The sequence below is a fragment of the Desulfobaccales bacterium genome (assembly GCA_041648175.1).
GTDB lineage: Bacteria > Desulfobacterota > Desulfobaccia > Desulfobaccales > 0-14-0-80-60-11 > 0-14-0-80-60-11.
In genome coordinates, this window is record JBAZPO010000012.1 from 92,053 (window position 1) to 117,014 (window position 24,962).

General features: G+C 54.0%; 22 protein-coding genes and 2 tRNA genes. 15 read left to right on the forward strand and 9 right to left on the reverse strand.

Annotated elements, in window-relative coordinates; genetic code table 11:
* Positions 1 to 178: 178 nt before the first annotated feature.
* Positions 179 to 619 (reverse strand): MucR family transcriptional regulator, encoded by a 441-nt coding sequence (locus WC600_12275; GenBank protein ID MFA4903505.1) that lies wholly within the window; start codon positions 617 to 619, stop codon positions 179 to 181.
* A 588-nt stretch (positions 620 to 1,207) separates the two neighbouring features.
* Between WC600_12275 and WC600_12280 the strand changes: the two genes are divergently transcribed.
* The gene (locus WC600_12280) at positions 1,208 to 1,801 is read left to right on the forward strand and encodes a Nif11-like leader peptide family RiPP precursor (protein MFA4903506.1); all 594 of its coding nucleotides are present in this window, start codon (positions 1,208 to 1,210) and stop codon (positions 1,799 to 1,801) included.
* Positions 1,802 to 1,871: 70 nt separating this feature from the next.
* On the opposite strand, the gene WC600_12285 is transcribed toward WC600_12280, so the two are convergent.
* The 3 genes from WC600_12285 to WC600_12295 form a co-directional block, all read right to left on the reverse strand.
* Positions 1,872 to 2,219, reverse strand: coding sequence for a cupin (locus tag WC600_12285; GenBank protein ID MFA4903507.1), 348 nt, complete (start codon positions 2,217 to 2,219; stop codon positions 1,872 to 1,874).
* 150 nt (positions 2,220 to 2,369) lie between these two features.
* The gene (locus WC600_12290) at positions 2,370 to 3,404 is read right to left on the reverse strand and encodes a metal-dependent hydrolase (GenBank protein MFA4903508.1); all 1,035 of its coding nucleotides are present in this window, start codon (positions 3,402 to 3,404) and stop codon (positions 2,370 to 2,372) included.
* Positions 3,392 to 5,035 carry a protein kinase gene (locus tag WC600_12295; GenBank protein MFA4903509.1) on the reverse strand — a complete coding sequence of 548 codons (1,644 nt, stop codon included), beginning with the start codon at positions 5,033 to 5,035 and terminating at the stop codon, positions 3,392 to 3,394. The genes WC600_12290 and WC600_12295 overlap by 13 nt, the downstream gene beginning before the upstream one ends.
* Before the next feature lie 201 nt (positions 5,036 to 5,236).
* On the opposite strand from WC600_12295, the gene WC600_12300 reads away from it, so the two are divergent.
* The 9 genes from WC600_12300 to WC600_12340 all read left to right on the forward strand — a co-directional run bounded on the left by WC600_12300 (position 5,237) and on the right by WC600_12340 (position 12,131).
* Positions 5,237 to 5,312: transfer RNA gene (locus WC600_12300), tRNA-Phe, on the forward strand.
* A 401-nt stretch (positions 5,313 to 5,713) separates the two neighbouring features.
* Positions 5,714 to 6,865 carry a CRISPR-associated endonuclease Cas3'' gene (locus WC600_12305; protein ID MFA4903510.1) on the forward strand — a complete coding sequence of 384 codons (1,152 nt, stop codon included), beginning with the start codon at positions 5,714 to 5,716 and terminating at the stop codon, positions 6,863 to 6,865.
* Positions 6,819 to 8,036 carry a CRISPR-associated helicase Cas3' gene (cas3, locus tag WC600_12310; protein MFA4903511.1) on the forward strand — a complete coding sequence of 406 codons (1,218 nt, stop codon included), beginning with the start codon at positions 6,819 to 6,821 and terminating at the stop codon, positions 8,034 to 8,036. The genes WC600_12305 and cas3 overlap by 47 nt, the downstream gene beginning before the upstream one ends.
* A gap of 8 nt (positions 8,037 to 8,044) precedes the next feature.
* Positions 8,045 to 9,685 (forward strand): type I-E CRISPR-associated protein Cse1/CasA, encoded by a 1,641-nt coding sequence (casA, locus tag WC600_12315; protein MFA4903512.1) that lies wholly within the window; start codon positions 8,045 to 8,047, stop codon positions 9,683 to 9,685.
* A complete protein-coding gene (gene casB, locus WC600_12320; GenBank protein ID MFA4903513.1) occupies positions 9,682 to 10,179 on the forward strand; it encodes a type I-E CRISPR-associated protein Cse2/CasB in 498 nt (165 codons plus the stop codon). The genes casA and casB overlap by 4 nt, the downstream gene beginning before the upstream one ends.
* Positions 10,176 to 10,868 carry a type I-E CRISPR-associated protein Cas6/Cse3/CasE gene (gene cas6e / locus WC600_12325; GenBank protein MFA4903514.1) on the forward strand — a complete coding sequence of 231 codons (693 nt, stop codon included), beginning with the start codon at positions 10,176 to 10,178 and terminating at the stop codon, positions 10,866 to 10,868. The genes casB and cas6e overlap by 4 nt, the downstream gene beginning before the upstream one ends.
* Before the next feature lie 23 nt (positions 10,869 to 10,891).
* Positions 10,892 to 11,374, forward strand: a complete 483-nt coding sequence (locus tag WC600_12330) for a type I-E CRISPR-associated protein Cas7/Cse4/CasC (protein MFA4903515.1) — start codon at positions 10,892 to 10,894, stop codon at positions 11,372 to 11,374.
* A 225-nt stretch (positions 11,375 to 11,599) separates the two neighbouring features.
* Positions 11,600 to 11,842, forward strand: coding sequence for a hypothetical protein (locus WC600_12335; GenBank protein ID MFA4903516.1), 243 nt, complete (start codon positions 11,600 to 11,602; stop codon positions 11,840 to 11,842).
* A gap of 148 nt (positions 11,843 to 11,990) precedes the next feature.
* Positions 11,991 to 12,131 (forward strand): hypothetical protein, encoded by a 141-nt coding sequence (locus WC600_12340; GenBank protein ID MFA4903517.1) that lies wholly within the window; start codon positions 11,991 to 11,993, stop codon positions 12,129 to 12,131.
* A 262-nt stretch (positions 12,132 to 12,393) separates the two neighbouring features.
* On the opposite strand, the gene WC600_12345 is transcribed toward WC600_12340, so the two are convergent.
* Together WC600_12345 and WC600_12350 are read right to left on the reverse strand one after the other, a co-directional pair.
* Positions 12,394 to 13,422, reverse strand: coding sequence for a WG repeat-containing protein (locus WC600_12345; GenBank protein ID MFA4903518.1), 1,029 nt, complete (start codon positions 13,420 to 13,422; stop codon positions 12,394 to 12,396).
* A 551-nt stretch (positions 13,423 to 13,973) separates the two neighbouring features.
* On the reverse strand, positions 13,974 to 14,375 hold the full coding sequence (locus WC600_12350) for a hypothetical protein (GenBank protein MFA4903519.1): 402 nt from the start codon (positions 14,373 to 14,375) through the stop codon (positions 13,974 to 13,976).
* A gap of 493 nt (positions 14,376 to 14,868) precedes the next feature.
* Between WC600_12350 and WC600_12355 the strand changes: the two genes are divergently transcribed.
* The 4 genes from WC600_12355 to WC600_12370 all read left to right on the forward strand — a co-directional run bounded on the left by WC600_12355 (position 14,869) and on the right by WC600_12370 (position 17,811).
* Positions 14,869 to 15,699 (forward strand): FkbM family methyltransferase, encoded by an 831-nt coding sequence (locus WC600_12355; protein ID MFA4903520.1) that lies wholly within the window; start codon positions 14,869 to 14,871, stop codon positions 15,697 to 15,699.
* A 191-nt stretch (positions 15,700 to 15,890) separates the two neighbouring features.
* Complete coding sequence (locus WC600_12360) at positions 15,891 to 16,841, forward strand: YkgJ family cysteine cluster protein (GenBank protein ID MFA4903521.1); 951 nt, start codon at positions 15,891 to 15,893, stop codon at positions 16,839 to 16,841.
* Between the two features lie 74 nt (positions 16,842 to 16,915).
* Positions 16,916 to 17,488 (forward strand): nitroreductase family protein, encoded by a 573-nt coding sequence (locus WC600_12365; GenBank protein MFA4903522.1) that lies wholly within the window; start codon positions 16,916 to 16,918, stop codon positions 17,486 to 17,488.
* Between the two features lie 170 nt (positions 17,489 to 17,658).
* Positions 17,659 to 17,811 carry a hypothetical protein gene (locus tag WC600_12370; GenBank protein MFA4903523.1) on the forward strand — a complete coding sequence of 51 codons (153 nt, stop codon included), beginning with the start codon at positions 17,659 to 17,661 and terminating at the stop codon, positions 17,809 to 17,811.
* A gap of 57 nt (positions 17,812 to 17,868) precedes the next feature.
* On the opposite strand, the gene msrB is transcribed toward WC600_12370, so the two are convergent.
* The 3 genes from msrB to WC600_12385 all read right to left on the reverse strand — a co-directional run bounded on the left by msrB (position 17,869) and on the right by WC600_12385 (position 23,709).
* The gene (msrB, locus tag WC600_12375) at positions 17,869 to 18,993 is read right to left on the reverse strand and encodes a peptide-methionine (R)-S-oxide reductase MsrB (protein ID MFA4903524.1); all 1,125 of its coding nucleotides are present in this window, start codon (positions 18,991 to 18,993) and stop codon (positions 17,869 to 17,871) included.
* A gap of 142 nt (positions 18,994 to 19,135) precedes the next feature.
* A complete protein-coding gene (locus WC600_12380; protein ID MFA4903525.1) occupies positions 19,136 to 22,315 on the reverse strand; it encodes a PEP/pyruvate-binding domain-containing protein in 3,180 nt (1,059 codons plus the stop codon).
* Positions 22,316 to 23,622: 1,307 nt separating this feature from the next.
* Positions 23,623 to 23,709 (reverse strand) — tRNA-Leu (locus WC600_12385).
* A 240-nt stretch (positions 23,710 to 23,949) separates the two neighbouring features.
* Here WC600_12385 and amrB point away from each other — a divergent pair.
* Positions 23,950 to 24,792, forward strand: a complete 843-nt coding sequence (amrB, locus tag WC600_12390; GenBank protein ID MFA4903526.1) for an AmmeMemoRadiSam system protein B — start codon at positions 23,950 to 23,952, stop codon at positions 24,790 to 24,792.
* Positions 24,793 to 24,962 lie beyond the last annotated feature (170 nt).

Consider the following 24,962-nt stretch of genomic DNA (forward strand, 5'->3'; position numbering starts at 1 on the left):
GTACCCCAATCCCCCCCTTAATCAGTTCATAAACCATGTTCTCCTTAAGCGACAGGCCGGGTCTCCCCCACTCGGCCTGTTTTTTTGGGCAAAATCTTGTCGAACGCAGCGATACTTGCCGCACCCTGACAGCAGGATTAATGATTCATTTTGTCTGGTCCGGTATACCTGCAGATAATCAAGTAGTCGCCTTCCGTCTCCCGCCCTTCTCGCCAAAGCCTCTGTCTTTAGCCATTTTGCTGCGTTGCTCGGAATAATCTTTGCATACCAGCGGATATTTTTTGGGGTCCAAGCCATATCTCTGGAAGTATTCCTTGGGCATCAAGTTGTGAGCCTTGCGGAGATGGGTCTTGAGGGTCTTCATCTTTTTGCCACATTCCAGGCAGACCACGTACTTGGCCTTGACGATATCTTTCAAGGGTACCGGCGGTTTCTTTACAACTTCACCCTCGCCGGCTTTTTCCATGATGAGCTCCTCCGAGATCGAACCAGCCTCCAAAGAAGACAAAATACCATAGACCTCTTTAATTTCGTCCACCAATTCTTCGGGGGTAAGTTCACTCATGGAGGCATGGGACATAACAATTTGTGCGGTTAATTTCAGCACCTCGCTGGCCATGTGAATTATTCCTTTCTTTTTTTTATTTTAGAAAAATTATTATGACTAATATGCTAATATTCACGCTACCTTGTCAAGAATTATTCTTAGACCAGGTTAATTTTTACTTCTTTTGGAGATTAAATTAGTTAATAACCGGGCGATCGCTGGTTAATTTTTGGGGCTTCTATGGCAGTTCATAGATTTTTCCGAAAAAATCTGGCAGCATTACCCGTTGCCATGACGCAAACTGAGAACGGCAGTAACATATTGACGAAACATCGCACCATATCTTTTTAATTAATAGGACAACCACCCCGAGGTACGTTACCCTCCAGCGGCAGAACCCTGGCAAGGCTAGTTCCCCGATGCGGCTGACGTCACCATCACCCCATGACCTGGCGCGGCATATAAGCATTTGCCAATTATTTAATCTAATTTTACACAAAGATAAGATAGTTTCAAGGCTGTGGAAGGAGAAGCGGGGGAACTTAAGAGCCTTGGGGAAAAAATATCCCCAGGATTAACTCCCATTCGCCACATGCCAGGGTGCGAAATAAACTCATGCTGCACCCTCGTCATACCGATAATATTCCTCAGGAGGCGCTCATGAAAACTATGGAAGAATTTATCCAGCGGTTACAAAATGATCCAGAGTTCGAGCAAATGGCCCAAGCCTATGAAAACAGCGATGAATTTATGGAATTTGTGAAGGGCGAGGGCTATGATTTCACTCTGGACCAACTCCTGGATGAATTCAAACATGAGCAGAAGACGACAGAGCAGCCGGTGGAGGAGCCACTGGCACCCAGAAAAACCGTAGAAGAATTTATCCAGCGCTTGCAGGATGACCCGGAGTTTGAGCTGACGGCGCGAGCCTTTGAAGATAACGATGACTTTCTTGAGTTTGTGAAAATCGAGGGCTACGACTTCACCCTGGACCAACTTGCGGAAGGCTTAAGGAATAGAAAGGAGTCGCTAAACCCGCCAGAGGTGACGTTGCCTGCGCCCTCGAAAGCTACGGTAATACCCCTGTCACGTCCGCCGGACAATACAATAATTGAGCAGGCAGCCGAGCCCTCCCCTAAAAGCGTAGAGGAGGGGCAGAAACGACCGAGAACCTTGTACCCCAAGTTTGAGGGGATCAGCGGGGGACGGCGGCGGGGAATGAAATGGCGCAATGTTGAGATAGAGGAGGCCTGAAGAGGAGCGGAGCTTAGGTTTGTCTGGGATTACATGACCAAAACTGACTGCGGGCTCTTTCAACAACTCGTTACCTGCCGGAACTTGCCGGGCAGCGCGATAAATTATAATGCAAGGCCAGCCACACGGTGGGTTCGACAGTGTCGGTCCACTCCACCCGATGGCGGCAGTGGGCCGGGATGAGGAGGTGGTCTCCGGGTCGCAGCACCCGGGGCTCGAGTTCATCCTCAAAGCGCAAGCCGGCGCCGCCCGTAAGGAGCACCACCCACTCGTGGGTGTCCTGGTCATACCATTCCCCCGGAGGGGTGGCCTGGCCTGTGGAAACGATGCGCTCCAAACGAAAATTCTTCGTCTCCAGGAGTACTTGAAAGATTTCCTCGGCTATATGGGGAGGAATTGGGGCAAAGAGATTGGCCACAAGACACCTCTGTTAGAAAAAGTTTCCAGTGGTCAGAAACAACCTTGCGCAAAAAAGCAGGCGGGCACGCAAGCCCGCCCCACCAGACTTTTCATAATTTCTGGTTGGGACCTATACCCCTGAATAACGGCTCTGACTCCTGACTACACCTTACCCCCGACGCCCGATGAGCCAATGCGAGAGCCGGCCATGGGCATCCAGGCGCAGTTGCAGGACAAAAGGGAAGGCCCGGCCGGGGATCGAAAAGCGCAGGTCCAGCCACTCCAGCAGTTGTTCGCCCTCGTGAGACCCGGCCCGGCAGAGCAGGGGAAACCGGGCAAACTCCAGGTAACCGGCCAAAATTTTCTGGGCTTCCGGAGGGTAGGCGGGGGCCGCCGCAACCGGCGTCCAGGTCTGTATGGTCAGGTGGTTGGGGGCCTGATAGGCGACGGCCAGCGCCAGGCAGTCCTGGCTCGGGGGAATAATAATAGTCTCTGCCGGCTTGACCGCGGTCACCCTCTCCAGGATAGCAGCAACGGGGAGCTGAACAAAGGCTTGCCGGATTTCTCCCGGGCGAGCGGCAATGAGCAGCCAGCGGCGGCAAGAAAAGGGTTGCGGCAGGGCCGCCACGGTCTGCTCCTGGGGATGGGCCGTCTGAAATACCTGGCGGGCCAGGGTAAAGGCCCGGTGGTGATAGAAGCCGCATACCAGTATATAGACCATGGCTGCGGCCAGGAACCAGGCTCCCAACCGGGGCCCCCAAAGATGAAACGCCAGGACGCTTATGGCTCCGGCCGCCAAGAGGGCGGTCAGATAGGGGTCGATGATAAAAACCCAATCCAGGGTGAAGCGGTGCCGGGAAAAGGGGCTCAGGATCTGAGTGCCATAGGAAGTGGCCAGGTCCAGGAGCAGGTGTGAGGCCAGCACTATGAGCCCCAGGATGAACAGGGGCTTGAACCAGCGGGGGCCGCCCAGGAAGCGTCCGGCCAGCGCTCCGGCCAGGGCAAAGAGAGGCAGGGCCACCAGCGAGTGGGTGAACCCCCGATGATAACGAATAAAGGCCAGTCGGTCCCAGAAGATAAAAAAGTAATCAATGTCCGGCAATACCGCGAAGAGGGCCCCGGCTAAGGCGGCCCACCACCGGGACGGGGAAGTCAACAGTTGAGAGCAGATAACGCCGGTGGCCACGTGGGTCAATGGATCCATGGCCACCTCCCGCCTTGGGTGCCGTAGTGGGGGAACTGGCGCAGCAGGTCATCCCGTAAGGCCACGGCGCTGACGTAGCGCTCCGCCAGGTTCTTTTTGAGACACTTGAGGATGATGGTCTCCAGGGCCGGGGGAATCTCCGGGTTCTCTTCCCGAGGGGGCACGGGCTCCCGCTCCAAGATCTGATCGATGAGCAGTTTCTCCACTTCGCTGTAGAACGGCAACTCCCCGGTGTAAAGGAGATACATGAGCACCCCGATGCCCCAGATGTCGCTGCGGCGTTCACTCTGGCCCATGATCTGCTCGGGCGCCATAAAGGGCCGGGACCCCACCATGGTGGCGCTGATCTCTTTTTCCCCCAGCATCTTGGCCACCCCGAAATCCAGCAGCTTCAGATTCCCATTGGGCTGGATGATGATGTTGTTGGGTTTAATATCTCGATGCATAATGCGGTTTTTGTGGGCGTGGGCCACCACCTCGATGAGCTGCAGGATGATGCGCTCCACCAACGGCCGGGGCAACTCCTGATCCAGCATGTCCCCCAGGGTCGGGCCCTCCACATATTCCTGAATAATTATCAGTTTACCATCATCTTCCAAAGTATCAATGAGCCGCGCCACCCCGGGGTGAGGGTCCAGCTTCTGGCAAATGGCCGCTTCTTTGCGAAACTTGGCGTTGGCGGCCTTGAGAAAGGGGATTTTGGCCACATAGCGCCGCTGTCCCCCCATGGCTTCCGTGTCCATTACCAGCCACACTTCGCCGAAATTCCCCTGCCCCAGTTTTTTGATTTTCTCGTAGCGGCCTCCCAAAAGCGGGGTCATTTGGAGCAGAGCCAGGTAGTCCCTGGCGCTGGGCAAGAGGTGCTCCACCAGTCCCTGGAGGGCCCGCTTCAGAGGAGAGGTGGCCCCCACCGGCTGCACCTGGAAGCTCATCAACTCTTCCGGACGGCCCTGTAAAGCCAAATCGTTGATCAAAACCGTCACCGGCTGGCCATCCCGGTTTACCAGGTGCAGTTTCATATGGCTGGTTTGCCCCGGCTCGGAGAGGATGCGCCTGAAGCGCTCCCGATCTTCGGTGGCGTAGAGCAACTCTTCCAGGGGCACGGTTACCGGGGTGCGGCGCTTGCCCGGGTAGCCCAGGAGGCGCCGCAAAGCGGGGTTGAGATTGCACCCGGTTCCCCAACGGTTGCAGAAAAAGAGGGGATGGCTGGTCTCCTGGAAGATGCGGGAAAACTCCTCGTGAGAGGCCAACAACAGGGTCCGGTCATGCTGCAAGCGGAGCACCACCGCCACCCGGGCCAGGACCTCCCGGGGCTCAAAGGGCGACAGGAGGAATTCGTCCGCTCCCACCTCCAGGACCCAGGCTGCGGCTGCGTCGGAAAACTCAGCCAGGGCCACGATAATGGGCAGATTCCAGGAGACCTCATCGGTCTTGAGTCTCTGAATGAACGGCTGAGTTACGCCAGCCTCTTCGATGAGCACCAAAAGTTCAAGCGGCCGGGATTGGAGGGTGGCGGCCAACTGGTCCGCCTGGCACTGGTCGATCTCGTAAGGGGCCCGTGCCAGAATGTCGGCCAAGTGGCGACGGGTCGCGCCTTCAGGGCCCACGATGAGTATAGCAGGGTCCGCCACGGGAAGAGTCCTTATGATCTGAGTTAGGTGAAAATCCGAAAACACCAAAACCGGACCGTCAAGCACTTGCCTAAGCATTGGCCCGGACTGCAAAATCCCGGGGTTCACCTATCATGTGACATTGTCCACAGTTTTCAGCATTTGGCAAGGCCGTTTTTGTATTGACAAAAACGGGATGTCAGGATAAACAAAACACCTGGGGGCGGGGTAGCTCAGCCGGTAGAGCAGCGGACTGAAAATCCGCGTGTCCCCAGTTCGATTCTGGGCCCCGCCACCAAATAATTTCAAAGGGTTAGCCTAAAACGGCTAGCCTTTTTTTATGCTCAAAATTTTGAAAAAATTCCATTTTCAAGGAAGCCTGTGCTATCATGGCGTCGATGAGAGGATTCGGCTTCAAGAATAGAAACTTTTGAGGATCTTTTCCGGGCAAGAGGTCCCAAAAACCATTTCTGGATTGCGGTGGCCAAGGTTGCCTCATAATCTTCCTTACTGAATACTCCCGACATGAAGAATGAAAGTTCTCACAATTTGTGATTCATCCTCATTTAATGGGAACTCGGTTCCTATAAATCTCATTGCATCATCCGCCCTTAAACCGCTTTATAAACACACCGTTCTCATAGCCTGTAAAAGCCTCAACCTGGAAATCTGCTGGCCGGTAGAAGAAAGGGATAATAAATGGTTCACTTTTGGGCGAAGACCACTCCGGAAGGGAAACCCGGTATTTCCGTTTTCGACCATCTGGTAAATGTGGGTTGTGTGGCGCGCGGTATCGCTGAGATGTGGCCGGAGGTCCTTGAATATTTTAACTTCCGATCAAAGGAGATCGGTGCGCTTGCTGCACTCCACGACCTCGGCAAGATATCCCCGGGTTTTCAGAGAAAATGTCAAGCGTGGCTTGAAGAGAATGGCCTGACGAAGGTTGCCCGCAACGGATGCTGGGACACAGCGATGGAATCGGATCATGGCAAGATTTCGCATTCTGCAATTCAGGAATTTTTGGAGCAGCAAGGTACGTCAAGAAATCTATCTCAGTATTTATCGACTATTCTTGGTGCGCACCATGGAAAAATGAAGTTTTTTCCAAATCCTCGTGGAATCAAGCCGCCTCTCATCAAGCAAACCACAGAAGGCAATAGCGGCATCGAATGGAATGAGGAACGGCAAAAAAATGCCCAGCAGACATGGCGTTATTTCGAAGCGGAGAGTTCATTTGTCACCATCAGCGCTGAATCGCCGGCCCTATGGTGGCTTGCCGGGCTCGCCTCAGTAGCCGATTGGATCGGCTCGGATGAAAGATTTTTCCCTCCCGGGCGAGGTACAGATCCTGGAGATCCCTCCGCCCTGGCCCTGGAGGCGCTCAGGGCTATCGGTTTTCGACCGATTCAATTTGTTCATAATCTCTCTTTTCATGGCCTGTTCCATGACTCTGAAAGACCCGAAATTGAATGGGTCCCCAATGAAATGCAGGAGAAAACCGTTGCCACTGTGACCGGTCCAGGGGTTTACGTGGTCGAAGCGCCAATGGGTATGGGCAAAACCGAAGCTGCGCTCTGGGCGGCCTATCGTTTGCTTCTTTCCCGAAAAGCCACGGGAATCTATTTTGCGTTGCCAACGCAGATGACCAGCAATCGAATTCACCTTCGCATGAATGAATTCCTGCGTCGAATATCACCCGACGAAGCATCAACAAGCCGTCTTATCCATGGCAATTCCTGGCTTTCCCCCCAGACTGACTGCCCGATTCACCCGGCAGCGACCGATAGGCATGAAGCAACACCCGATGATGCGCGGGCGGGGCGGGACTGGTTCGCTTGCTGCCCCGGATGATGGCGGACTGCCCTATCCCCTCATCACCGGGCGCAATAAAGGCGTTTGCCTCGACCCTGTCTCAGCCTCACCTCCCAAATCGCGAGAGGTCAGGGTGGACTTTGTTTCCGCGGGAGAAGCATGGGAAGAGGCGATTGCTCTGGCCCGGAAAGGTGGGGCGGTCCTGTGGATATGCAACACCGTCGATGCGGCTCAGAGGCGGTATCAACAGCTCACGAATCCGACCCGGCAAGAGTTCCCTATCGGGCTTCTGCACTCCCGATTCCCTTTTTGGAGGCGTGAACAGCTTGAAACCGAATGGATGGAACGGTTTGGCAAGGATGGCAAAACTCGCTGCGGCTCCATCCTGGTCTCGACCCAGGTAGTTGAGCAGAGCGTAGATCTGGACGCCGATCTGCTGATCACCGAGTTGGCGCCAACCGATATGCTGCTTCAACGCCTCGGGCGGCTTTGGCGGCATGAACGGGAGGGACTCCCCGTTGATTCAGCCCGGCTCTGCATTCTCGAAGAAGTGAAGAACCTTGATGAGTTGCGCCGGATGGAGCCCGAAGAGATAAAGAAGACGCTCGGGAACAAAGCCCTGGTGTACGCTCCGTTCATTCTTCTTCGGTCCCTGGAAGTCTGGCAGAATCTGAGTAAAGAGCCCGGGGTAGTGTCAGTACCGTCCCAGATACGGCAGTTGATCGAATCCACCTACGAGGACAGGGATACAGAGCCCGATTCATGGCTGCAGCTTTCCTTCGACTGGTTCGCAACGGACTCGGCCAAAAAAATGATCGCCTCTCGAAACTCAAACCTCTGGCAGTTGGCGCGTGAAGACGAAGAAGGGGTGCAAACCCGTCTCAACGAGGTACCGACGTTAGCACTGGTGCTCTGTCGAAAACTCACCGCTCAGGAAGCAGTCTTTATCGATCAGTCAAAAGGCCTTCTCGGCAACGAGAGGTACCGACTTGCTACCGCCCAGGCGATTCACAAGAACCTGGTGAAAGTTCCGGAGTCCTGCTTTGATCACATTGAGCCCTGCCCGGCTTTTGCTGATTATCTCCACGGCAAGCAATGCCTCGGAATCGTTGCCGAAGGGGGAGCAGTTGCAGTGCAGGGATTAAAGAGAGGGACCCGGCTTTCCTTTTCTGAAGACCTCGGGCTGGTTATCGAAAAAACATTCACTTAGGAGGAAATATGAATGTTGCCTTTGATCCGTGGATACCCGTGGTAACCACTACGGGCCGCCCAACCCTGGCGAGCCTGTACACCGTCCTTACCGAAGGCGAACAGTTTGCCGATCTCGCAGTCCGCCCGCATGAGCGGGTCTCCTTGATGAGGCTCTTGCTCTGTGTCGCCCATGCCGCGCTCAACGGGCCTAAAGATTATGACGAATGGCTTAACGTCCCGAAAAACCTGCCTGGCGCCGTTGAAAATTACCTGATGGATTGGGAATGTTCTTTTGAGTTGTTCCATCCGGAAAAGCCCTGGTTGCAGGTAGCAGGGTTAAAAGGGGTAGACAAAGGAGCTGAAGATTCAGGAAAGACCTCTCCTGTGTCACTCCTTGATTTTGAACTGGCCACCGGGAATAATTCGACCCTCTTCGACCATGGCGGACAAATGAACTCCCGCCAAATCGAGCCTGAACGTATTACCTTGAACTTACTGACTTTCCAGAATTTCTCCTCCGGCGGGGGCTCGCCGGTGGCGCAATGGGAGACCACGAGAACTTCTCAGGTTGGGAACCCGGATGCCCCGTGTCTGTCTCAGTCCATGGCGCATTGTTTGCTGCGCGGCAGATCGTTGGCAGAAACAACGCATTTTAATCTGCCGACCTTTGAAAACATTAAACGGCATTACAGGACTTTCTCAACTGACCAAAAGAAGAGTGGCAACTATTCCGATATTGCTTTAGGGGGGCCTGTCTGGGAGTTCTTCCCTGAATCGCCTGAGAAGGAATCGGACAGAGTGATCAATGCCACGAAAACCTACCTTGGGCGGCTGGTGCCGATATCACGATGGATTCGTCTGATTCAGGGCTCAGACCAAATGTATTGTTGTAACGGATTCAGGTACGACACTTACAAGGATGGGTTTGCCTCAGAGCCAACGGCGGCTGTTCGGTTGATTACGAAAAAGGACAAAAAGGGTGCGGAAACAACAGAACGGAAGGTCGTAAAGGTAGAGCCGAAAAAAGCATTATGGCGAGAGTTGTCCTCGCTACTCATAAAGCGTTCAGCAGAAGGACTCGGCGGCCCGTTGGCTATGGAGAATACACCTTACGATACCGAGTTCGATTTTCATGTATGTGCAATTACTCGGGATCAGGCTTCCATGGACATCGCTTTAGAATCCGTCTTCCATATTTTCCCGGCATTCCTAACCCATCTTTCCGCCTATCAGACTGAGGTCACTGGAGAGGATAAAGTTTTAGGGGCTGAGGGTTGCTCCCGAAAACTTCGCTGGGCCATAGAAGATTATCGCCAAACGATCGATAACGATTGGAAGCCTCGCGTCAAGAGAACCCAAGCCAAAGAACAAAATGTCCTGAAAGAAAGGTTGGCCCAAGCCGCATTCCTCTCTTACTGGACCACCGTCGAAAAGAATCTCCCGCTTTTGATGGATCACCTCAAAACCATTGGCACCGATGCCGCCGTCCCCACCCGCGAGGCCTGGCGAAGAATGCTCTTCTCTGCGGCCTGTGATGCCTACCGGATCGCCTGCGGGCAGGAGACCCCACGGCAGTTGCGAGCTTTTGTCAAAGGGTGGCAGAAACTGACCGCGGTATGGATTGAAACTAACGCGAATACCCATGAAGCTAAGGGGGAGGAAGTATGAGCCGGCTTCTTGAACGACTCCACAAATACAAAGATGACCGGGGCATGATGGCCAACCTGCGCTGTGTGCATGTCGAGAGCAAAAAACATCGGGCCTGGCCTGCCTTGAATCGTCTGGGGGTGCCGATCAATGACAGGGTTAAAGCTTTTGTGGCCGGACTCTTCGCGGTCCATCCCGAAGACACCTCCACAGGAAGAAATTTCGGCGCTACCTGTAAAGTTATCGAGAAAGAGCGGGGTGATAACAGCGATGACAAAAAGCTGACGCCGACCGAACGGCGATTCCAGCATTTGCTCACCGCCGACACCCCGGCCGAGTTGCATGATCGCGTCTTGCGGCTGGTTCTCCTGGCAAGATCACAGAAAGTTCCGATTCCGGTCAACTATGCCAAGCTAGAGCGCGACCTGAAAGCCTGGGGCGACCGCACCAAGATCGAATGGGCGAGCTCTTTCTGGGCAGTGAAACCATCTCCAGATAAGGAGGAGGCGACATGAGCTGGCTGGCCCGATTGGAAGTTGATGTGGAAATCGCCCGGGCCGAAGGCATTTCTGACAGCTACGCCTGGCACCAAAGGCTGTGGGAGTGTTACCCTGATACTCCGGATACCAAACGGGATTTCCTGACTCGAATCGATCAACTCGAAGGGGCCTTCAGGCTTTGGATTCTGGCCCGGAGAAAACCAATGCAGCCACCATGGTGCCCACCTGAGAGCTTTGCCCTCAAGGAAATTGCCGCCTCTTTCTTCTCTCATCGCTACTATGCCTTTGACTTGCAGGCCAACCCGGTAAAGACCATTGTGCAGCGGGGACCAAACGGAGAAACATTGCGACGCGCTAACGGCAAGCGAAAGAATGGCAAGCGCGTGCCCTTGGTTAAACCGGAAGAGCTAGGCGCCTGGCTTATTCACAAAGGCAACGTGAGATGCCGGGACAAGGACACAGGTTTGGATGTACCTGGCGGATTTCGAATCGTAACAGAAAAGCCTCTCGAAATCAGTCCAATGGCAGAAAGCTATTTTCGCAAGCAAGGGCAGTCAGGCTACCACGGCGGGGTCCAGTTTCGGGGAATCATGGAAGTGACTGACCCGGAAAGGTTTATCGGAACCTATCATGCCGGCCTCGGCAGCGCCAAGAGCTTCGGTTTCGGCCTGCTTCTGCTTGCGCCAATCAACCTGGTCCTATAGGAACCCCATAAGGAGAATGTCCCATGAAGCACCTGGAACTGCACATCATTCAATCCGTTCCCGTTGCCTGCCTCAACCGCGACGATCTGAATTCACCCAAGACGGCCGTCTTTGGCGGCGTCCAGCGGGCACGAGTATCGAGCCAATCATGGAAACGGGCGATTCGCGAGCTGGCCAAGGACATTTCCCCTGAGCACTTCAAGGGGGAAAGGACCCGTTTGTTGTTTGAACCCCTCGTCAAGGAAATGATGGCTGCCAATCTTTCGGCCAATGATGCTGAAGAAGGGGCCAAGAAAATCGTCGATGCCTTGGTGAAACTGGATGCCAAATCAACTGAGAAAGTGAAGTCAACCACCCTCTATTTCATGTCTCCGCTTGAGCTTCAAACCCTTGCCGGGTCCTATGCGGATAACAAGGACGTGAAAAAGGCCCTCAAGGCGGTCAGCCGCCAACCTAATCGCAGGTCGGATCACTTCTCCGGGAGCAGGATTTTTCATTTACTTTAACCAGGGTCTCGACCTGCCCCGCCTGGTATACTCTACGGATCTGAACGACGCTACTGCCGACTTGAAGATCCTATTTCGGATGACAAACCTTATTGGTGACGGCGGCCGTGCAGCAATCCCTACGTTCACTGAATCGAACTTCGAAATCACGACAATCCCCCTTCCCCCCACCGTTCTTCTTTTGGGTTCCGGCTTGCTGGGATTGGCGGGATGGCGGAGGTATCGTTGTCAAAAGTCTGTAACACGATGATGTTCACGCCGCTGGTCGGAAGACTGGCCACCACATTGTTTGCGAAAAGGACCTCGTTCCCGGGGCTAAACGGAAATACCGTCGATTCCAACGAGAAGATATCTGATGCAATGCCGTTGGCAATGGGGAAAGAGGCCCTCGCGCTTGTGGGCAAGATTCATGTCGCTCCGGACGTCCACGGCATGATAGAAGAGGGGCGAAGGGATTATCGGGCTTGATACGGGCTTTCTCTTGTGAGCGAGCGTCCACCGGTTCATCCCCACGCCTGTGGGGAACACGTGCGCCCGATATCGATCCGGTTCAGCTCCCACGGTTCATCCCCACGCCTCCCGACGCATGATGGCCGAAGGATCGGCACCGATTTTTGTGGATAGAGGAGCGGCTATTGTCTTTGAGAAAGACCAACTGCTCCCGGGTGATCGCTCCCGAGCTGACCTCTACCGTCTGGAACTTACTCCTAACGCCCAGCCCCGCAAGATTTTAGAAAACGCCGGGCAGCCGGGATAATAGATATTGAATCACCTGCCGGTGCGACACGAGGGGCTTACCTTGGAGATTTTAAATATTTCCGCTGCCCGTGCGGTTTGATTTAAAGGCTGGTCTACGGAAAAGATGTAGCCATAGACAGTGATGTGGGGAGATAAAGTTTTCAAAAATAGCAGATAGACTCACGGAACTCCGAATTTGGAGCAAGCCATAGGTTACGGAGAATCAACAGGGCGAAGCACATGAAAGCCATGACATTTGACGATGGTCGATAGCGCAATTCTTACTTTGACGGAGCGACCTTGGGCCAGATGAATTTTCCTTCTTTGTTGATATAAGCCATGGCGTCTTCGTCTTCGGTCTTCCCCAGGTTCACCAAGGCGACCCCGCCACAAAACCGGTAGTTATGTAGATCGAATTCAGTCTTCATGGGGCTGTTGGGAAAACTCGATATCGATTTGATGATAATTTGACCCGTATGGTCAATATAGGACAAGTCGCCGGGCCAGCTGACATCGAATGACTGAACCGCAGCCAATCCTTCAGAAAAATCACTCACGCGATCGTACCGGGGCGGGATGACAAATTTGCCGGTTTTGTCAATAAAGCCATATTTGTCGTTCTTGCCCCGGACTGCAGCCAGACCCTCGGAAAACGCCCTGGCCGCACTAAATTCTCCTCCACTGATTACCAGCTTGCCGGATTTATCAATATAGCCTTCTTGATCCCCGTGAGAATCGATCTGGACCGGGGCCAGGCCTTCAGAAAACGGGCCGGCATCACTAAACTGGGGGGGAATAACCATCTTTCCGGACCTGTCGATGTAGCCGTATTTATCTTCAAGCTTCACAGCTGCCAGACCTTCGGAAAAAGGTTGGGTATCATTGTATTGGGGAGGAATAATCGTCTTGCCAGCTTTATCGATATAGCCCAATTTACCATGCTCTATGTAGACCAATCCTTCGGAGAAGTACAGTCCTTTGTAAGTGACATGTAACGATTTTGAATCCAGCGTTTCTTTAAGCTGGATCGCCAATTTGCCCGACTTATCAATATAGCCTAACTTGTTCATGGGGTATTTATCTTTCTCGGAACGGCGAATAACTACGAGAGCCATCCCATCAGAGAAAGGAAAGCCCGAAATAAATCGGGGCGGGATGACGAATTTGCCGGTCTTATCGATATAGCCGGTTTTCTCTTTAATCTCTACTGCCGCCAGGCCTTCGGAAAAATCATAGGCATGATCAAATTTAAATGGAATGATGAGCTGACCGGTCTTGTCTACATAGCCCCACTTTTTATCCTGCTTCACCGGCCACAGGTCACCGCAGGTTTTCTTCTTCAGGGGTATCTCAGGGGTAGATTGGCTTTGGCCCGGCTGGCCCGCCCAGAGGATAAACATCAGGGCCCCAAGCAAATAAAGCAGATTCTTTGGCAGCATGATTCCCCCATCTTTTAGGGTTATTTTTTGTCCTTAGCGACTTCCTTTAGGTTCTGTTAGACTCCGGCCAAATTATTTTCGAAATAGGTAGTGTACAGAAGGTTCTGCAAAAAGAGATGAGATAATCAGAAGGTCATGGCATGTGGGTGTATCGACCAAGATCACCCAAATCCGAACTGATGGAGGTTATGCCATGACCGGGAACCAGTGTAAAGGGGGCGGGATCAACCTGCAAGAGATTTTTGGCGCCAACAAAAACGGTGAAAGAACTGCTGCGAGAAGTGCTTCAGTGGCTTTTAAGGAGTTTTTAACAGGGGTGGCCGTTTGGGGCCGAGAGGCAGGTAAGTTCGGATAGCAGGGAAAAGATGCGTTGGCTAGAGATTCTTAGAGGATCGGGTGAAAGCTCGAACCGGCCAGAGCGCTTAAACCGTGACCGCGGGAAGCAAGCGGGAAATTTGCTCGCAAACCCGTACCAGCTCGTCGCGGTCCGAGGACCAGGTTAGATCGGGCACGTGGGAGCGAAAATAGTGCTCATAGTCATCCGGGCCGCCCCCATGAAACCGTAGAGGCGCAATCTCATAAATGCCTTCCAGCAGTCGATTTCCCGAAATAAGCGCCCCGTAGCCGTTATGAAACCGAATGATTACCTGATTGACCCCCTGGTGGAAGCGGCGTTGCCATGAAGCTATGGTGGGTTGTAACGGCGCCAAGAATTGGCAGGAAGAAGGGCGACAGTCCCCTGGTGTCGCAGAGGAAGGGGTCAGAGTTAGCTGAGTCATATCCGTAGTAACTCTGGTGTCCAAGTGCAGGTTGTGCTCAAGCATTGGCACTCCTTTTTATGGATTTATGTTTTATGTGCACGTGAAGTTTAACAGTGGAAAATTAGAGATATGTTAAGCGCTGACTAATTTTTTTTCATAGTGACTGAAGAATGGAATAATTGAGGTATGGTGGGGTTCTTCCTGCCGTAAGGCTCGCAGGGCTGCCAGAAATGTCTTTTGCGATGCGACCGTCCGGCTACCCTCAGGGCAGTGACATGATATAATTCGGGCAAGGCGGGAGTCCCAGCCACACCTACCTGCATGGCTCTCAGCCGAGGCTGGGATTACTTGGCATGAAAGGACGATTTATGGACATTCACCAGATCACCCAATCACGACAGATGAAGGCAACTATATGGTATTTTGTCGGATATTGGTTTAAACTTGGTAGGGTTAAGGCCTTCAGAATAAATAGAGGCGATATTGGCTATTTCATAACATAATAAATAAGTTATCCTTAATTTCTTTTCCCGGACCTCAGCTCAAGAGATATCTTATGCCCAATGAGATGATGCAACCTCGATCAGCAGCCAGGCTGTTGGAAAAAATAGTATTTGGTCCGATAAATGCCATTCTGGCGTTTTTCATTGAAAAGACCAGATTTTCGAAGCGAATATTTGATTTTTATGGGCGGATTCTTCCTACTCCTCAACAAATAGTCCGGGGAGTTCCTATAAAAGTTATTATGCCATTGAATGAAGTCGGAGTCTATAACACCTTTAAGGATTGGGAAGAGAGAGAACCGGAAATCCTGGATTGGATCGACGCCTTTGAAACAGGATGTACTTTTTTTGATGTAGGGGCATCTTTTGGAACTGAAACTCTCTATGCCGCCTTAAAAGCAGACGGCCCTGATAAAATTATCGCCTTTGATCTCGCTTTGGAGTCTTCATTCAATTTGGCTTACAATATTAGTATCAATAATATTCAGAAGGTTGATCAATATTATTTGGCATTATCTAATGGTTTTGGCTTGCATTCATTTCAAGAGCCTTCGCAATATCATTTTATCAAAGGAAGAAATAAATATGATATGGTAGCGTATAATACCTTATCTATTTCTTTAGATCAGTTTGTGAATATGACTCAATTATATCCTGATTATATTAAAATAGATGTCGACGGAGCAGAAGAGAATCTGATCTTGGGGATGATCGAGACCGTGCAAAATCCCAAATTAAGATCTGTGGCGATTGAAGTCAGCGACGAGTCAGAACCTGCCATTACCAGTTTTTTTAAAAACGCGGGGTTTATAATTGAATTCGAACGCAACTGGACAGAAGAGGGCGGGTCAGGTTTTAAAAATATCATATTCGTTAGAAAATAGAGCTTCGTAGACAGGAAACCCCAAGCCCCTCAACGTGAGGACGGGAAGGCCGCTCGTTGAAAAAATGGCGGTGCTCCTGCACAGGGCATCCTGATATGATAAAATATTACAATTTCTCTGGGAGGCGCTAATCCAGCAGGTGTTCCGGATTAAAATGCGACTGCCACAACTTAACCGAATAAAGGACAGGCATGGCCGATAAGAAATTTTTAGGCAAGATTCATGGAGAACCGTGGGACGCTTTGGCCAAAGGCCCGCGGGAGGCATTATCCACCATCTGGAACGATTATCTGGCTGAGGTCTTGCAAATCTCTCCCAAGAGCGAGCGCTACAAGATCCTGCGCCGGGAGATCGAGACGGCCGCAGGGTTTAAAGATGTTTACGAGAGCTGGAATAGCCTCCCTTCCGAGTCCCGAGCCGTTGCCTGGCGCCGATTGATGACCGCCAGCCGCAACCAGATCCTGGAGCGGGGGCAGAGCTGCGTCCGGTGCGGCGACTGCTGCGGCAAGGGCAGCCCTGCGCTGCTGGGTCCCGATCTGGGGCTCTTTAACCGGGAAGTCCTGACCTTAAACGACGTCTATACTCTACGGTCCGGGGAGAAAGCGACCACCCGGGATGGGCAGGTGACCGCGCTGAAAGAGGAACGGCTGAAGGTCCGGGAGGTTCCGGGTAGCCGCCAGTGTTGGTTTTATATGGCAGCCACTCAGACCTGCCGCATCTATGAGGATCGGCCGGAGCAGTGCCGCCGCCAGAATTGCTGGAGCGAGCCCCCAGACCCGCCTGCCCCAGAGGAGCTGTTGCAGCGCCACCACCTCCTCGCCGGCGTGCCCGAGGTGTGGGAATTGATCCAGGAACATCAAGCCCGCTGTGACTGCGCCGCCGTAGCCCGCCTGTTAGCCGATCTGGCGAGCGGTCAGGAAGAGGCCAGCGACGCCCTGTTCGAGGCCCTGCACTTCGATCACTATCTGCGGCAGTTGCTCATCGACGACTGGGAAGTCACCCCGGCGGCCACCGATCTTCTCCTGGGCCGGCCTCTGAGCGACTTTTTGGAGACTTATGGCTTGTTGGCCACTCTCACCCCGGAAGGGGTTTTTCGCCTGGAACCGCGCCAGGAGCCCGCGAATTTAATGGGGGGGGACTGAGAGCTAAAAATCCGTTGGCTTCATCCCGTGATTGTTTGGAGGTCGTCTCTCACCATCCTGACCAGGAAGCAGCCATGATTGAGAACCTGATCATAAAAAACCGCAGTTGCCGACGTTTCTTTCAAGATGAGCCGGTCTCGGTGGATACGCTGAGAAAGCTGGTGAACCTGGCGCGCCTGTCGGCCTCCGCGGCTAATCTCCAGCCCCTCAAATATATTCTCTCCAACGACCCCGACAAAAATGAACTGATCTTCTCCTGCCTGGCCTGGGCCGGCTACCTGAAGGATTGGCCCGGCCCCCCGGAAGGCGAACGGCCGTCGGCCTATCTTATCGTGGTGGGTGATACGGCGATCGCCAAGACCTTTGCCACCGACCTGGGAATCGCGGCCCAGAGCATCCTTCTAGGGGCCCGGGAGCATAACCTGGCCGGTTGTATGATCGGCTCCATCAAAAAAGAACTGCTGCGGGAGATTCTCCAGATTCCGGACCGGTTCGAGATCCTCCTGGCCATTGCCCTGGGCAAACCCAAGGAGAGCGTGGTTTTAGAAGAGATGGAGCCCGGAGGCAGTATCAACTACTGGCGGGATGAGCACGGCACGCATCACGTGCCGAAAAGACCGCTGGATGAAATTATCCTCAGCGAGTAGCCCTTAAGACAAGGCCGGTTTTCCTTTAAAGCCTTGCCCACTTTCCCGATCAGGGAGAGTACAGCCGCCAATATAGGAATTCCCCCACTCATATTCAGGGTTTCCCTAATTGGCTTGCAGGGGGCGCGATCATACACTGCACCCAACCAAATTAATAAAAGGGGGGAGTCATGCACATGGTCGCTGCTGTGGTTATTTTTTTCCTGGGTGGAGTAGCCGCGATCATCATTATGCGCCTGCTGCTGTTCCACTTCTGGGGCCCATCTTTCAAAAAAAATGCGGATGACCAGTACTTGAAACGGATCGCCGACATCTTGCAATGAGCGAAGTTAAAGGAGCAGAAGCAAGTTTAGGCCGGTTTCACCTGACCATTTAGCGGTCTACTTAACATTTTTGTCCGGACTGAAGAGCTTAAGATACTTGCCGTAACCGGCTTTTTCCAGATCTTCTTTGGGGATAAAGCGCAGGGCGGCGGAATTCATGCAGTAACGTTGACCCGTGGGCGGCGGCCCGTCATTAAAGACATGGCCGAGATGGGAATCGCCATGCTTGCTCCTCACTTCGGTACGCGTGGTGAAGAGCCGGCGATCCTCCTTTTCCACAATATCCCCCGGTTCCAGGGGCTTGGTGAAACTGGGCCAGCCAGTCCCGGAATCGTATTTGTCTTTGGAACTAAACAGCGGCTCGCCTGAAACAATATCCACGTAAATGCCTTCCCTCTTATTGTCATGGTATTCGTTTTGAAATGCCGGTTCCGTGCCCTCCTTCTGGGTCACTTTGTATTGCAACGGCGTTAGTTTTTTACGCAGTTCAGCGTCGCTGGGTTTAGTGTACTGCGGGTTGCCCGGTGGTTCGGCGGCGGCCGCCTGTCCTTTGTCCCAGACCTTCTCGAGAAATTGATCCCGGCCGGAATTCCAGCGGTAGTATTTATATTTCAGGGCATGGGTCTTGTAATAATTCTGGTGGTAGTCCTCGGCCCGGTAGAACTTAGTGAACGGTAAGATCTCCGTCACAATGGGTTTTTGGAAGCGCCCGGATTTTTGCAAGGCCTGTTTGGATTCTTCCGCCAGGCGTTTCTGTTCCGCATCGTGATAAAAGATAGCGCTCCGATATTGCGGGCCCCGGTCCACAAATTGCCCGCCCGGATCAGTGGGGTCAACGTGACGCCAGAAATAGTCGAGTAACTTTGAGTAGGAAACTTTGGCCGGATCGTAAAGCACCTGCACAGCTTCCACGTGCCCTTTCTCGGCGTAATTTTCATACGTGGGATTAGCGCCGCGACCACCGGTATATCCGGAAATTACTTCCACCACGCCGGTAACTTTTTCGAAATCCGACTCAACGCACCAGAAACACCCGCCAGCAAAGGTGGCGGTCTGTAAGTTTTGTTGCGGCTCAGACATTGTGGCACCCCGTTCTGATTTCTGCTTCGGGTTGTGGTCGGCAAAGCCAGCGACCACGAGACCGGCAGCTAAGAGGAATATGAGCATCAGCAAGGTCTTCATATTATTTATGGCCTCAGGCCAGGAGCACAGCCCCCTTATTTTATTCCTTAATATGGTAAGGCCAATCTTTCCAAAATCAAGAGGCGGTGCACGGCTGGAAAAGACTTGGTGATCCACTCGAGGAGAGCGGAGCGGTAACCCGTTACGAAGCCAACCGGAGGACTTTTCCGGATGCGTCGATAACCAACTCTTCAAAATAGCTTACTGCATCAGCCCGAGTCCAAAGCCCCACGAAACCCTGCAGAAGACGGTCCGCGGTATACTCCACTTTCAGCTCGCCATCAAGGTAGCCTTTAAGGGCGTGATCCTGTACCATCACCGAAATTTCGTACCACTCCCCCAGAGTGACGGTTGCCGCCACCTTGACCCGGAGCAGGCGCTTACCGTTCACATATTCAAACAGGGCTAAATTATCTTCCAAGGCATTGATTCGGAGGACGAAGTAGTTACCCACGTCCCGCATGGCAAAGGCCAGGCCGGCCACTTGGTCGATCTTGCCGCCCGACACCCTAGCCCTGACCCGGAGCACCGCGTCGGTGACGAAGCTTTCCTTGGCGATGGCCAGGGGAAAATAAAAGTAAGCTCCGATATTATCTAAAAATTCCTTGTACTTGACGCCAACAATCCGACCCATGAGCGCTGCCAGCCCCGATGACACCCCCCAGCCGTAACCGGAGCCATCCTCCAGGATCAGGCTGCGGCCATCCTGAGTCTCCCGCCGCCAAACCCCGGTGGGAGTATAGAAATCCGGTAGACGTTTTTCCTGAGACAACCGGAAAAAATCGTAGTCACCGCGAAAAAAGGCATCTACCATCCGGTCAACGTCTGCTTCGCTGGCAATGGCTACATCCAGAAGGCGGCTGGCCCCCAGCAGACGTCCCAACTGGTCTAGAGCGGCTTCCATATCGGCTGCCGCCAGGCCGCTTATCGAAGCATCCAACAGGTCGCCAGTAATTCTCAGCTTACAGCCGAGGCGGATGAGGACCTTCCCCAGGAAGCTCAGGCGCATGGAACGGCCGGCCTGGGTGCCGGCCCCGCCGGAAAATTGGAGAGAAAAATAGTTATCTTCCGGTTTGTCTCCCACCATGACGTCCAGATTGGCATAATGGTAGCCGAACTTGGCGCTGAGATTAGCATATTCCCGGGAAATGACCGCGAAGCTGTCTCCCCCGGGCAGCTCTCCCGGCCTCTGAGACATCCCTCGGGCCATGAGGGTGAGAAAGTCCCGGGCGCCCACGGTGATGCCACCGGTCCAGTTGATCCCGGGGTGGGACAATCCCTGCCACAGAGCCTTCATCGGCACGGACTCAAGGTTTTCCACGGTCACCTGGTCGCAGGTGGTCAGCCCTCCGCTGAGCCCACCGCCCAGGTCGATGAGATAGAGCGGAAAGGGGATGTTGGTGGTGAGCCGAGCCGCCACGGTCTCCCCTGGCCCGGCCTCGGTCAGGCCGAACATTTCGTGCATGGCCTGCTCATGGGCATAGCGGATGACATCGTGCAGCGTCCGGCAGCCGGAAGGGGTAAAGTCCGGGGCCTGGGGATCAGTGAGATTTAAGGGTGACAACTTGTCCAGCACGGCTCGCAAGCGCGTATGCATGGGACTGTTGATGATATGCCTCCGGGTTGGCCGGACGCTCTCAGCCAGATCGGCCACCACCCCCTGGTACACCGCCGCATCGTCTGCGACCAGGGTGATCTCTTGACCGTCTATCAAGGTTTTGGTGGCCCCATTTGCATCCAGGAGGGCTGGAAGGCCAAACTCCCGGGCCACGGAGGCCAGGTGGCTGGTGATGCTCCCCACGTCGGTGATGAGGCCCTTGATGCGGCCCATGAGACTGGCGTAATCCGGTGAAGCCGTCCGGGCCACCAGGATGGCGTTTTCCGGCGGCGTGGCGTTGCCTTCCCGGCCCGCTTGCCATACCACCCCGGCGGCCACACCGGGGGAAGCAGTTTTGCCGCCGGCGAGCAACAAGGGGTGTCCCGGGATTTCCCGGGGTACGGCAGCTTGCCGGCTTTTGCCCTGGATCAAACCCAGCGGCCGGGACTGCAGGAAAAAGAGGCGGCCCTCCTGGTCCACAGCCCACTCCACGTCCAGGGGTCCCTGAAAATAGCGCTCCAGCTTCAGGCCCCCCTGGGCCAGGATGCGGATCTGTTGGTCAGAAATGGCAGGGCGATCACGCTCTGCCCCGGGAGTCTCCTCCAGCCTAAGACCACCGTCAGGGCTGGCAACCAGCCGGCTGGCCTTGTTCCCGAGGCTCTGGTCTACCACAGCCAGAGTCTGCCGGTCCACGAAAAATCCGTCCGGGGAGGTCTCACCGCTTACCAGGTACTCCCCCTGCCCCAACACCGCGCTGATCTTGAGTTGGCCAGATTCGGGCCGGGCCGGGTCCACCGTGTAGAGCACCCCGCTGGCCCGGGAATCCACCATGGTGATCCCGGCCACGCACATGGGGGTATCCCGGTCATCCAGGCCGTAGCGCAGACGGTAGAGGATGGCCCGCGCGGCATACTTGCTGGCCACCACCTCCTTGTAGGCCGAAATAATTTCGTTTTTCGTGACGTTGAGGCGGGTCACGTATTGGCCGGCGAAAGAGGCCTCGGAGTCTTCTCCCACGGCGCTGCTCCGCATGGCGATGTGTACACCCCTCACGGTCCCAGCCTCCAGGGTCTCGTAAGCCGCCAAAATCTGGTCCGCCAGGACTGGAGGAAGCGTAGCCTCCAGGATCATTGCCTGGATTTCCCGGCTGCCGATTTCCACCTCCTCCAGGTTATTGGGATCAATGGTGGCCAGCATAGTCTCGATGACCCGCATCAGCCGAGCTTCTTCCACGAACCGGGCGAAGCCCATGGCGGTGACGACAAACCCCGGTGGAACCGGTAAGCCAACCCGCTGGGCCATGAGCGCCAGGTTGGTGGCCTTGCCCCCCGCCTCACCGTAGGACGCGGCACTCAGGGCGGAAAGGGGGAGGACCAGCGGGCCCATCAGGCAGTGGGGGGGTGGGTAATAAAGGGGTGCAATCTCCTGGGCCAGCCGGTCCACTACGCCCACCAAGGGGGTATAGCGGCCGCGGCCCATAGCATCCAGGGCCTCTGCTAGCCGGTGGGTAGAGGTCATCAGATCCTGGGTCCGTTCTTCAACCTCCCGCATGTTAAAGGGCGCCCCGGTAAAATAGATCTGCTCAAGTTCCGCCAGGTGCTGTAAGGCAACGTAGTTGTGCCCGAGAAACTCTTTGAACTGGTGGTACTTTTCTACGATTTCACCAGCAAGATTAACCAGCAAGCGGCAGGTTTTGTTCGTGGAAAAAAGGTTTAGGGTCTTCAATGGTAGCTCCGCAACCAGATGGCTCTTTATAGCGTTTGCCAAAAGTTTTTTCCGTAATAGGAGATACTTTACACCCCAAATCCCCCCTAACCCTCCTTTGGTAAAGGAGGGAACTATAAGGAATTACTTATGAAGTCCCCCTTTGAAAAAGGGGGATTTAGGGGGATTTAAAAATCAGCCAGCGGCATAAATTTATGGCAAACGCTATATTTCTGCCCCCGGACCGGGACCAGCCAGTTCGCTTTCGGCGGGGTAAGGGTTTGCCCTTTAGAATTATACCTTGAAATTATCGGGCTGCGTACCCTCCGTTTACCAACTTATTTCCTGGGTAGATCTGCTGGTGAGAATCTTGATCACCGAATTACTGTGCTCGATTCGGTGTTGCCGAGAATTTTGGCAGGAGAAAAGGTCAGCAAGTCAGCCCTTGCTCTTTTGGGCCATGGCGGTCTCTGCCCAGACTCTCACAACTGCCGGATCCATTTATAGCGTTTGCCAAAAGTTTTTTCCGTAATAGGAGATACTTTAATACCAAACTGCGATCAAACAGGTAATTTAATTTTTGTAGGGGCGGACCTATGTGTCCGCCCTCAGGTTGGGCGCACACTCGGGTACTCCACTACAGACCGTGAGCTTTTCTTACTTCTATGAGCGCAACTTGGTATAACACCCTAAATCCCCCCTAACTCCCCTTTGGTAAAGGGGTGAACTATAAGGAATTACTTATAAAGTCCCCCTTTGAAAAAGGGGGATTTAGGGGGATTTAAAAATCAGCCAGCGGCATAAATTTATGGCAAACGCTATAATTGCCTTAAGTTACCCAAGAATAAAAGGATTCGCATCCAACCTTTCACGCTTGAGGAGTGGGCCAATCTGATGGAGTGCATCCCCGAATGGCACAGATTGGCGAATGTACAAAACGAGACCTACTTTTGCTTCATGGGCTTTGGCAGCCGGCGAATCCCCAGGATGGGTAGCCAGAACTCAGGGCCACGTCGATGCTTCAATGGTATACCGGACTATGGTCGTCTTATACCAAGTTGCGCTCATACAGGTAATTTTGTTTTTGTAGGGGCGGACCTATGTGTCCGCCCTCATGGTGGCCGAACATGCAGGTACGATCCTACAAAACGAAGCTATTTTTACTTCTATGGACGCAACTTGGTATTATCCTGAATTTGACCCGGCAGGATGGGTCGGCTTTGGAGGTGTTGTTTGACAGGGGTATCAAAAGGCACAATCGCAGGCACAATGACCTAAAAGAAGATATCGGCTATCGTATAACTGATTGTTATTTTTATAATAATAATTGGTGCCTGGGGCCGGACTCGAACCGGCACGGCCTTGCGACCGAGGGATTTTAAGTCCCTTGCGTCTACCCGTTCCGCCACCCAGGCAACATTGGTAATGTAATATATCACCGGCAAACATTCAAGGGTATATGCAGTCATGGCAGCACCGATAGACCTTCCGAACCGAGTGCAGGTCTTACCCTAAAGGAGCACAGCCCTGTACTGGCCAAGAACCTTGACAAAGAAGACCCCCTCAGTTTTAATACAGCTAAAAATCAGCCTTTTCCAAAATACTTATCTGCCAAGCGCCCGCGGATGAGCGGCCCCGCTGCAAAGGAGGCGACCATGCGAACCCGTGAACGGATGTTGCCCATAGGGTGGTACCCCGCCAGCGCCAGCGCCTGTAAAGCGGAGATCGACAAATTCATCGCCGGTACGGCGCCGCTCCCTGCGGGGACCACGGTATTCGGTGGCATCGTTCCTCATGCCGGCTGGCACTTTTCCGGCAAAGCCGCGGCCCGGATCTTTTATCTGGCTGCCAAGGCCTTGCAGCCGCAGGTAGTGTGCATCTTCGGCGGCCACCTGGGAGGGAGCTCGCCGCCGCTGCTGGTGGCCGACGACGCGATGGAAACCCCCATGGGAGACCTCCCCCTGGCCACGGAATTCTATGCGCCCCTGGCCAAGCGCCTGACGCTCCGGGAGGAATATCCCGGAGATAACACCATCGAGGTGCAGATCCCTTTCATTAAGTATTTCTTCCCTCAGGCCAAAGTTCTGGCCCTGCGCTCGCCACACTCCGCCACGGCCATCGATTTAGGCAAGGCGGTGGCCGCGGTGGCCAAAGAACTTAAGGTCAGCATCCTGACCTTCGGATCTACCGACCTCACCCACTACGGGCCCAACTATGGCTTCTCCCCCAAGGGCTACGGGCCTGAGGCGGTGAAGTGGGTCAAAGAGGTCAACGACAAAAGATTCATCGACGAGGCCCTGAAACTGGACGGGGCCGGGATGCTCAAGACCGCGGCCGAAGACCAGAGCGCTTGCAGCGCCGGCGGGGCGGTGGCCGCGGTGGCCGCAGCCAAGGCCGACGGCGCCCATAAAGCCAAACTGGTGGACTACTACACCAGCTTCGACATCATGCCCGGCGAAAGCTTCGTGGGCTACGCCGGGATCGTGCTGGAGGGGTAAGGGAATAATTGTGGGGGGAGGGCCATGATTTTTCGTAAGCCATTCCTGCCCTCTCCCCCTCCCGACCTATGGTAGGGAGGGGAAATTTCCAGCAACGAAACGATGGTTGACTCCCTTTAGGAGTCATGGTGATGGGTGGAGGGCCGGGAGCAGGGAAAATGACGGCCTGA